Origin of the sequence: Nesterenkonia sp. F (assembly GCF_000220985.1) — a bacterium.
Lineage (GTDB): Bacteria > Actinomycetota > Actinomycetes > Actinomycetales > Micrococcaceae > Nesterenkonia.
This window is the reverse complement of record NZ_AFRW01000043.1, coordinates 21628-31104: the sequence shown is the minus strand read 5'-3', so window position 1 is coordinate 31104 and position 9477 is coordinate 21628. Positions and strand designations below refer to the sequence as shown.

General features: G+C 71.3%; 7 protein-coding genes. 1 reads left to right on the top strand and 6 read right to left on the bottom strand.

Going from position 1 to position 9477, the window contains the following annotated elements; genetic code table 11:
• Positions 1 to 170 precede the first annotated feature (170 nt).
• The 6 genes from tyrS to GU5_RS0103845 all read right to left on the bottom strand — a co-directional run bounded on the left by tyrS (position 171) and on the right by GU5_RS0103845 (position 8569).
• Entirely contained in the window at positions 171 to 1484 is a 1314-nt protein-coding gene (gene tyrS, locus GU5_RS0103870) for a tyrosine--tRNA ligase (protein WP_010524266.1), read from the bottom strand.
• Positions 1485 to 1533: 49 nt separating this feature from the next.
• Positions 1534 to 3858, bottom strand: coding sequence for a UvrD-helicase domain-containing protein (locus GU5_RS0103865; RefSeq protein WP_139084307.1), 2325 nt, complete (start codon positions 3856 to 3858; stop codon positions 1534 to 1536).
• Positions 3859 to 3907: 49 nt separating this feature from the next.
• Positions 3908 to 4678: a DNA-3-methyladenine glycosylase gene (locus GU5_RS0103860; protein WP_050806583.1), complete on the bottom strand. Its 771-nt coding sequence runs from the start codon at positions 4676 to 4678 to the stop codon at positions 3908 to 3910.
• A gap of 45 nt (positions 4679 to 4723) precedes the next feature.
• Entirely contained in the window at positions 4724 to 6190 is a 1467-nt protein-coding gene (gene argH, locus GU5_RS0103855) for an argininosuccinate lyase (RefSeq protein ID WP_010524263.1), read from the bottom strand.
• Between the two features lie 3 nt (positions 6191 to 6193).
• On the bottom strand, positions 6194 to 7432 hold the full coding sequence (locus tag GU5_RS0103850; protein ID WP_010524262.1) for an argininosuccinate synthase: 1239 nt from the start codon (positions 7430 to 7432) through the stop codon (positions 6194 to 6196).
• Between the two features lie 132 nt (positions 7433 to 7564).
• On the bottom strand, positions 7565 to 8569 hold the full coding sequence (locus GU5_RS0103845; protein WP_010524261.1) for an arsenic resistance protein: 1005 nt from the start codon (positions 8567 to 8569) through the stop codon (positions 7565 to 7567).
• A gap of 89 nt (positions 8570 to 8658) precedes the next feature.
• Here GU5_RS0103845 and GU5_RS17525 point away from each other — a divergent pair, with 89 nt between their 5' ends.
• Positions 8659 to 9411, top strand: a complete 753-nt coding sequence (locus tag GU5_RS17525) for an ankyrin repeat domain-containing protein (RefSeq protein ID WP_237704659.1) — start codon at positions 8659 to 8661, stop codon at positions 9409 to 9411.
• The last annotated feature ends 66 nt before the right edge of the window (positions 9412 to 9477 follow it).

Genomic DNA, 9477 nt, shown 5'->3' with positions numbered 1-9477 from the left:
CACATACCCCGACGACCCGTGCAAACTCGCTGTGCGGTGACCTCGCCCACAGACGAGAGAAGCCGCCGGTCCGACCCCTGTTCGGGCCTGACCTGCGGCTTCTTCTCTCCCCCACGACGGAGGGGGCGATAGTCAGCGGCATCCCCCGACGACAGGGGGACGCCTCTGAATCATCCCCGGCGTCGAGTCACCATCGCGAGGTTCTTCTTGCCCCGGCGCAGGACCAGATGCTCACCGTGGAGCCACAGGCCCTCGGCCGCGGGCACCTCGCCGTCGTCGACCTTCACGTTGTTCGCATAGGCACCGCCGTCCTTCACGGTCCGACGCGCCTCGGACTTCGACGAGACCAGACCGGCGGCCACGAAGAGGTCCACCAGAGGTGCCTCCGCATCCACCTCGGCATGGGGCAGCTGCTCCGCGGCACCGCGCAGCGTGTCCGCGTCGATCTGCGAGACGTCCCCCTTGCCGAAGAGCGCCTCCGAGGCGTCGATGACCCGACGGGTCTCGTCCTCCCCGTGCACCAGGGTGGTGACCTCCCAGGCGAGCCTCTTCTGCGCCGTCCGCGCCTGAGGACGCTCGGCGACCGAGGTCGCCAGCTCCTCGATCTCCGCACGAGTGAGGAAGGTGAAGACCTTCAGCCGATCGATGACGTCCGCATCGGCCGTGTTGAGCCAGAACTGGTAGAAGGTGTACGGCGAGCAGAGCTCGGAGTCCAGCCAGATGGCGTTGCCCTCCGACTTGCCGAACTTCGATCCGTCGGCATTGGTGATCAGCGGCGTGCCGAGCGCGTGGACCTGGGCGTCCTCCACGCGGCGGACCAGCTCGGTGCCGGCGGTCAGGTTGCCCCACTGGTCCGAGCCGCCGGTCTGCAGCCGGCACCCGTGCTCGCGGTAGAGCTGCAGGAAGTCCAGCCCCTGCAGGATCTGGTAGCTGAACTCCGTGTAGGAGATCCCCTCCTCGGAGTGCAGTCGCTTGGCGACGATGTCCTTCTTGACCATCGTGCCCACCCGGAAGTGCTTGCCGATGTCCCGCAGGAACTCGATGGCGCTCATCCCCTGGGTCCAGTCCAGGTTGTTCACCATCGTCGCGGCGTTCTCGCCCTCGTCGAAGTCCAAGTAGTGCCGGATCTGGTGTTTGAGACTGTCCACCCATCCGGACACGGTCTCCGGAGTGTTCAGCACCCGCTCGCCGCTCTGCCGCGGGTCGCCGATCAGTCCCGTCGACCCGCCCACCAGGGCCAGGGGCCGGTGGCCGGCGAGCTGCAGCCGACGCATCGTCAGCAGCTGGACCAGATGCCCCAGGTGCAGCGACGCCGCCGTCGGGTCGAAGCCGCAGTAATAGGTGACGGGCCCCTGGGCGAGGGTCTTCTCGAGCTCGTGCTCATCGGTGGAGACGTGCACCAGGCCGCGCCAGGTGAGCTCCTGCCAGATCGTCTCGAAGCTGTCGTCGATGCGCTGGGCGTCCAGCGCGGGATTCTTCTCCATGGGGCTGTTCTCCATCACCTGAGTCACGTTAGCACTCCCCCGCCCGGGGTCAGTCGGCGTCCGACGCCGCCGCGAACCCCGGAGGCAGCTCCTCCGCGGCGACCACGTGCAGCGTATGGGTCGGCCGGGTCAGCGCGACGTACAGGCTGCCGATCCGCCCGCCGGCTTCGCGGAGCAGGGCAGCCGGCTCGACGACGACCACAGCGTCGAACTCCAGCCCCTTGGCGTCGTCGGCGCCGAGCACCACGATGTCCTGGGCCATCGACCCGGCGCCCTCCCCGACGCGGTCGCCGTAGCTGCTCCGCAGGCGGCGACGCAGCGGCTCGACCATCGGCTCCGGCACGATCGCGGCCACCAGCCCTTCGCCCACGCGCTCGACCTCGGCGTCGACGGCGGCGGCCGCGGACTCCTCGAGATGCGCGACCTCGACGGACTCGACCACCGGCTCATGCTCGCCGTCGCGGACGGTGCGCAGGCTGGTGATCGGCAGGCCGTGCGCCCGGGCGACCCGCTCGGCGAGGTCGACGATGAGTCGCGGCGTGCGGTAGTTGACCGTCAGCTCCTCGACGCGCAGCCGGTCGCCGATGAAGGGCTCCATCGCCTGCGCCCAGCTCGCGGCCGCCGTCGCCGAGGACCCCTGGGCGGTGTCGCCGACGACGGTGAAGGACTTCAGCGGGCAGCGGCGCATCAGCACGTGCCACTGCATCGCCGAGAGCTCCTGGGCCTCGTCGACGACGACGTGCCCGTAGGTCCAGGTCCGGTCCACCTGCGCCTGCTCGGCCGCGGAGAGTCGCACGGAGGTCTCGGTGTTCATCGCCGCCACGCCCTCGGCGTCGAGGAAGCCCTCGATGCCCTTCTCCTCCAGCTGCGGCGCGGCGTTCTCCACCGCCTTCTGGGCGTTCTCCAGGTTCTTCTCCCGTTCGGCCTGCTGGCGGGCCTCCTCACGGCCGGCCGAGTCGTCGAGGTCGCCGAGCAGCTCGGCGGCCTCGTCCAGCAGCGGCACGTCGGAGGTGGTCAGCGGCGCTCCCGGCGTGCGGCGGAGCAGCTCGCGTTCGGCCTCGCCGAGCTGCGGGGCCGCCCGGCGCAGATATTCGGGCCTGGAGAAGAGATCCTCGAGCAGATGCTGCGGCGTGCGCGGCATCCAGCACAGGTTCAGCAGCACCCGCACGTCGCGGGAGGAGCGCACGTCCTCGGTCAGGTAGCTGCGGTCGGCCTCGTTGCCCTCCGACCGCTTGTTCAGGACCTTCTCCACCTTCTCGGCGATCTCGCGGACCATGACCTTCACGAAGGTGGACCGGGCCTCGTTGTACGGCTTGCCGGTGGCCCGGGCGCGCTCCTGGGCGCGGCGGATCATCGCCGGGGTGACCTTCGCCCGGATGCCCTCGACCTCGACGTGGCGCGGCTCGTCGATGGTGCGCTGCCGGTCGGCGACGGCGGCGGCGACGATGTCGACCATGTCCAGCCGGCCCTTGATCTCGGCGACGCGCGGGTCCTCCTCCTCGACGCCGTGGACGCCCGGGTAGAGGTCGGCCAGCGAGCTCATCACCACGCCGGTCTCGCCGAGCGAGGGCAGCACGCGCTCGATGTAGGACATGAAGGTGGGATTCGGCCCCACGATCAGCACCCCGGCGGACTTCAGCCGCTCGCGGTGGCTGTAGAGCAGGTAGGCCGCCCGGTGCAGCGCCACGGCGGTCTTGCCGGTGCCGGGCCCGCCCTGCACGACCATCACCCCGGGCATCTCGGAGCGGATGATGCGGTCCTGCTCGGCCTGGATGGTCGCGACGATGTCGCCCATCTGGCCGGTGCGCCGGGCCGTCAGCGCGGCCAGCAGCGCGCCGTCGCCGTGGTTCTCCGTGGCCTCGGAGAGCATGTCGACGTCGAGCACCTCGTCCTCGATGCCCTGGACCTCACGGCGCCGCAGCATCAGGTGACGACGCCGCCGCACGCCGTGCCGCTCGAAGGCGGTGGCCTGGTAGAAGACCCCGGCCTCGGGCGCACGCCAGTCGATCATCAGCCGCTGCAGGTCTTCGGTGGTCAGCCCGATGCGCCCGATGTAGCGGCACTCGCCGCCGTCCAGGTCCAGCCGTCCGAAGACCAGTCGGTCGTCGACGGCGTTGAGCTGGGCGAGCCGGTCCTCGTACATCGTCGCGAAGGCGTCTCGCTCCGAGATGTTCTGCATGGTGCCCACCGCGCCGGTGCTGCGCACCTGGGTCAGCTGGTCGTTCTTCTCGTCGCGCAGCTCGTCCAGCCGTCGGTACAGCACGGCGACGTAGCGGCGTTCCTCCTCGAGGCCGCCCTCCAGCGGCGGCACCGGGACGTCGTGGGTGGCGGGGTGCAGCGGCTCGGCCGAGGCCGAGGAGATGGAGTCACTCATCTGGATGCGCATCTCTCATGTCCGAATACGATGACCACCCATCCTACAGTCATGCGGATGAACCTCGGGTGACCACACCGCCCCGGCGGGCGGAGCCGTCGACGGCGTCGACGCCGCTCGGGCCGCCGCCGGCCGCGGGCACGTTCCGTCCGGGACGGTAGGCCGAGACGCTCGACTCGTCGGCCAGCCGGAACCGCCAGGGGAACTCCGCTCCCCCGCCGACGCCGGAGACGCCGACCCGCGGGCCGGACAGCACCCCGTCGGCCGCCTCGGCCGGCGGGGAGAGCAGGAAGACCGCGTCGTCGTCGGCCCGCGGCGAGGAGGCGGCGGCCGCCCCGGGCTCCGGGTGCTCTCCGGCCGGGAGCAGACGGATCGACGTCGCGTCCATCGTCAGTGTGATCCCGAGCCCCTGGCCCAGCCGGCCGGGCCCGGAGAGCAGCTTCGCGCCCGTCTCGCGGCCGCGGCGCCGCACCGCCAGGTCCCGGCCGCCGAGCACCTCGCCGGCGCGCAGCAGCACGCCGCCGGCCGTGCCCTCGGGCCCGCAGGCGAGGTTCAGACAGCGATGGATGCCGTAGTTGAGATAGACGTAGGTCCGCCGCGGCGGACCGAAGAGCGAGGCGTTGCGTGCCGTGGGCCCGCGGAAGCTGTGCGCGCCGGGGTCCTCGCCCTGGTCCCCGTAGGCCTCGACCTCGGTCAGCCGCACCGCGACCGCGCCGTCGGCGGTGACCACGGTCAGCCGGCAGCCCAGCAGCGCGGGCGCCAGAGCGGTCGCATGACCCTCGAAGAGGGCGTCGAGCTCGTGCAGTTCCACGCGGCCCATCGTCTCAGCTCCGGACGGGCTCCGACGCCTCCGGCGGCGCGTCGTTCAGCTGACCGCGTCCGGACCCACCACGCTGCCGTCCGAGGCGGCGAACGCGCGGACCGGTTCCAGCCGGCGGCGCAGCTCGGCCAGCTGCTCGGCCACCGCGGAGACGGCCGTGCCGCCCTGCGAGGAGCGCGAGTTCAGCGAACCCAGCGTGGTCAGCACCTCGCGGACCGCCGGAGTCAGCTGCTCGGAGATCCCGGCCAGCTCGTCATCGGTGAGGTCCCAGAGCTCGACGTCGCGCGCCTCGGCGACGCGCACCGCCTCGCCGGCCAGCTCATGGGCCACGCGGAAGGGCACGCCCTGCCGGACCAGCCATTCGGCGATGTCGGTGGCCAGGGCGAAGCCGCGCGGGGCGAGCTCGGCCATCCGCTCGGTGTGGAAGGTCAGCGTGCCGACCATCCCCGAGACCGCCGGCAGCAGCAGCTCCAGCGTGTCGACGGCGTCGAAGAGCGGCTCCTTGTCCTCCTGCAGGTCCCGGTTGTAGGCCAGCGGCAAGCCCTTCAGCGTGGACAGCAGTCCGGTGAGGTCGCCGATCAGCCGGCCGGACTTGCCGCGGGCGAGCTCGGCGACGTCGGGGTTCTTCTTCTGCGGCATGATCGAGCTGCCGGTGGAGAAGGCGTCGTCGAGCGTGACGAAGCCGGCCTCCTTGGTGGCCCAGAAGATGACCTCCTCGCTGATCCGCGAGAGGTCGACGCCGATCATCGCCGTCACCCAGGAGAATTCGGCGTAGACGTCGCGCGAGGCGGTGCCGTCGATGGAGTTCCAGGTCGCGTCGACGAAGCCCAGCTCCTCGGCCACCCGCACCGGGTCCAGCCCCAGCGAGGAGCCGGCGAGCGCGCCGGAGCCGTAGGGCGAGACCGCCGCGCGCTCGTCCCAGTCGGCCAGCCGCTGCAGGTCGCGCAGCAGCGCCCATGCGTGGGCCAGCAGGTGGTGGCCCAGCAGCACCGGCTGAGCGTGCTGCAGATGCGTGCGCCCGGGCATCGGGGCCGCGGGATGAGCCTCGGCCTGGGCGATCAGCGCGTCGACGACCTCCAGCACGCCGGCGGCGAGGACCCGGGCGTGGTCGCGCAGGAACATCCGGCCCATCGTGGCGATCTGATCGTTGCGCGAGCGCCCGGCCCGCAGCTTGCCGCCCAGCTCCTCGCCGGCGCGCTCGAGCAGGCCGCGCTCCAGGGCCCCGTGGACGTCCTCGTCGGACTCCGCGGGCCCGAAGGCCCCGGAGAGCACATCGGACTCCAGCCGGTCCAGCGCGGCAAGCATCGAGTCCAGCTCGGCGTCGTCGAGCAGGCCGGTGCGGTGCAGCACCCGCGCGTGGGCGCGGGATCCGGCGATGTCATAGCGGGCGAGTCGGAAGTCGAACTGCGTCGACTTGCTCAGCGCGGCCAGCGCGTCGGCCGGCCCGGAGGCGAAGCGGCCGCCCCAGAGCGCGCCCTCGTTCGTTCCCTGGTGGTCATGCTGGTCAGCCATGGGTCACTTCGTCTCGATGCCGTGGCCGGAGAGGTCCGGCTTGCCGTACAGCCGCTCCTCGCGCTGCGAGGCGACCTTCGAGGAGAGCCCGTAGATGTCGATGAACCCGGGCGCCGAGGACTGGTCGAAGGCGTCGCCCTCGTCGTAGGTGGCCAGGTTGAAGTCGTACAGCGAAGTCTCCGACCGCCGACCCTGGACGGTGGCCCGACCGCCGTGCAGCTCCAGACGGATCTCGCCGGAGACGTGCTTCTGGGTCGCCTCGATGAAGGTGTCCAGGTTCTTCTTCAGCGGCGAGAACCACTGGCCGTCGTAGACGAGCTCGGTCCAGCGCTGGTCCACGGTCTTCTTGAACCGGGCCTGCTCGCGCTCCAGGGTGATGTTCTCCAGCTCCTGGTGGGCGGCCATCAGCGCCATCGCCCCGGGGGCCTCGTAGATCTCGCGGGACTTGATGCCGACCAGGCGATCCTCGACGATGTCGATCCGGCCGATGCCCTGGGCGCCGGCACGACGGTTGAGCTGGATGATCGCCTCCAGCGGGGTGACCGTCGCCCCGTCGACGGCCACCGGCACGCCCGCGTCGAAGGTGATGGTGGCGACGTCGGGCGCCGGCGGGAAGGCCGGGTCCTCGGTGTAGTCGTAGACGTCCTTGGTCGGGCTGTTCCAGATGTCCTCGAGGAAGCCGGTCTCCACCGCGCGGCCCCAGACGTTCTGGTCGATGGAGAACGGGTTGGACTTGGTGGTCTCGATCGGCAGCTGGTGGCGCTCGGCGTACTCGATCGCCTTCTCGCGGGTCAGGGCCAGATCGCGGACCGGGGCGATGCACTTCAGCTCCGGACCGAGGGTCTGGATGGAGACTTCGAAGCGCACCTGGTCGTTGCCCTTGCCGGTGCAGCCGTGGGCGACGGTGGAGGCGCCGAACTGCTGGGCGGCGGCGACCAGGTGCTTGGCGATCACCGGCCGGGAGATCGCCGAGACCAGCGGATAGGAGTCCATGTAGAGCCCGTTGGCCTTCAGCGTGGCCATGCAGTACTGCTCGGCGAACTCGTCGCGGGCGTCTGCCACGTAGGCCTCGACGGCGCCGCAGTCCAGGGCGCGCTGACGGACGGTCTCCAGAGATTCGCCGCCCTGGCCGACGTCGACGGCGACGGCGACGACCTCGGCTCCGGTGGCTTCGGCGATCCAGCCGATCGCCACGGAGGTGTCGAGTCCGCCCGAGTAGGCGAGAACAATGCGGTCGGTCATTCCACTGGCTCCTTGCGTCGTCCCGGCGGGGCGGGAGGGTGTGCGGCTCGCCGCAGAGTCTACATAAATATTCGCACACCTGCATACTCCGTGCCTCGGGTCGCCCGCCTCTGCCGAGGCACGGTGTCACACTCACGCGGCGAGCGTCACCGCTCGTCGGCGCCGCAGACGACCGGCCAGCAGCACCAGATGCGGGAACTCCAGCAGCATGCCGAGCACGATCGTCGCCGCGAGCACAGGATCCGGCCCCAGCGTCGCACTGGTGAGCGCCAGCATCAGCGGCGCGTTGCGTGCGGCTCCGGAGACGCAGAGCAGCGCCGTCTCCTCGTGGCGCAGATGGAGTCCGCGGGAGACGAGCTCGAGCAGGGCCGCGCTCGCCGCGAAGAAGACGACCACCGCCGCCAGCGCCGGGGCGACGACGTCGAGCGCGCCGACCAGCTGCCCGGAGCCGCCGGCGAGCAGCACCGCCAGCAGTCCGGCCAGCACCGCCGGCACCGCCCGCCCGGCGCCGGAGACCAGTCCGGCGGCGAGGGCGGCCCCGCCAGCGTCGGGCAGGCGAGCGGCGACCAGTCGCAGCACGACGGCGACTCCGGCCGGGACCAGCACCATGGAGACCAGGGCCGGGCCGAGCCGCTCGAGGACCCCGTCGACGGCCCCTCCGGTGGCCAGCGAGACCCAGAACGGATAGAGCGCCAGCTGCAGCCCCAGATGCAGCGGGATGAGGGCGGCGCCCAGCGCGGTGCTCCCGCCGGCCAGGCGGACGAATCCCAGGAACCAGTCGGCGCACGGGAAGAGCAGGTAGATCAGCACCCCGAGCCGGACCATCTCCTGCCCCGGGGCGGGGAGGAACAGCCAGGACAGCCCCCAGGCCAGCGCCGGCAGCAGCAGGAAGTTGCAGACGACCAGCAGGGCCAGGACGCCGAGCCCGCGCCTCGACCGCAGCGCGGCGCGCCCGCCGGCCGGCCGCATCTCGAGGAAGAGGAGGGTGACCAGCAGCATGACCATCGGCTCACGGGCCGCGGCGGCGGCATCGGAGAGGTGCGGAGCCAGCATTCCGACGGCCAGCCCCGTGACGATGCCGACCAGACCGAGCAGCGCCGTCGATCGGGACGCGGACGAGAGTGCCGAAGCCGTCATGGAGCCCTTCACTGAAGCTATTGAGAACCAGTATCAATAGAGGACTCTACACAGGTCTCGCCGGAACGGGGAACCGGTAGACTGGCGGCATGCCTCATGACGCCTCCCCCGACGCCGGGCAGCCGGACGACCAGGCGCCCGAGACCGGTCAGCCGACGCCGCCGGAGCTCACCGACGAGCAGCTGGAATTCCTCAACTCGATGTTCGACCTGGCCCGCCAGGGACGCGAGGAGGAGCTGCTCCCGCTCATCGACCAGGGCATCCCGGTGAATCTGGCGAACTCCAAGGGCGACACCCTGCTGATCCTGGCCACCTACAACAACCACGTCTCGCTGGTGCGCGGCCTGCTGGCCCGCGACGCCGACGTCCACCGGGTCAACGACCGCGGACAGTCCGCGCTGACCTGCGCCGTCTTCCTGCAGAACGAGGAGTCGGCGACGCTGCTGCTCGACGCCGGCGCCGACCCCCGCACGCGGGGCAGAACGCCTACGCCGTCACCGAGATGTTCGACCTGCCGGCGATGCGCGAACTGCTTGATTCGCGCTCATGAGGAGCCACTCCGGCACCGCCGCGACGCGACGCACCGCGCACTGGTGGTTCCTCGCCGCGGCCGGCGTCGTCACCCTCGGCCCGTGGGTCCTCAGCCTCGGCGATCCGGAGCTGCGGCTCCAGCTGGTGTGCCTCGGGGCCGGAGTCGGCCTCGTCGGCGTCGGCGGCTTCGTGCGCCGGCGCGAGATCGACGCCGCCCGCGTCCGTCGCTGAGCCCGGCCGCGCACACGGTCGGGATGCGCTATCCTGTTCCCACTCGCCGCGCGTCGCACGCGTCGGCAGTGGATCTGTGACCGCTCCCCGTCTCGAGAGAGGTGCCGCCGCACTCGTGGACGACCCTGACTGTCGCCCCCGCCGCA

What these genes read in the sequence shown, in the direction of transcription:
- GU5_RS0103865 (WP_139084307.1), bottom strand. Translation starts at nt 3,858, where the DNA reads ATGAGTGACTCCATCTCCTCGGCCTCGGCCGAGCCGCTGCACCCCGCC.
- GU5_RS0103860 (WP_050806583.1), bottom strand. Translation starts at nt 4,678, where the DNA reads ATGGGCCGCGTGGAACTGCACGAGCTCGACGCCCTCTTCGAGGGTCAT.
- GU5_RS0103845 (WP_010524261.1), bottom strand. Translation starts at nt 8,569, where the DNA reads ATGACGGCTTCGGCACTCTCGTCCGCGTCCCGATCGACGGCGCTGCTC.
- GU5_RS0103850 (WP_010524262.1), bottom strand. Translation starts at nt 7,432, where the DNA reads ATGACCGACCGCATTGTTCTCGCCTACTCGGGCGGACTCGACACCTCC.
- argH (WP_010524263.1), bottom strand. Translation starts at nt 6,190, where the DNA reads ATGGCTGACCAGCATGACCACCAGGGAACGAACGAGGGCGCGCTCTGG.
- tyrS (WP_010524266.1), bottom strand. Translation starts at nt 1,484, where the DNA reads ATGGAGAAGAATCCCGCGCTGGACGCCCAGCGCATCGACGACAGCTTC.
- GU5_RS17525 (WP_237704659.1), top strand. Translation starts at nt 8,659, where the DNA reads ATGCCTCATGACGCCTCCCCCGACGCCGGGCAGCCGGACGACCAGGCG.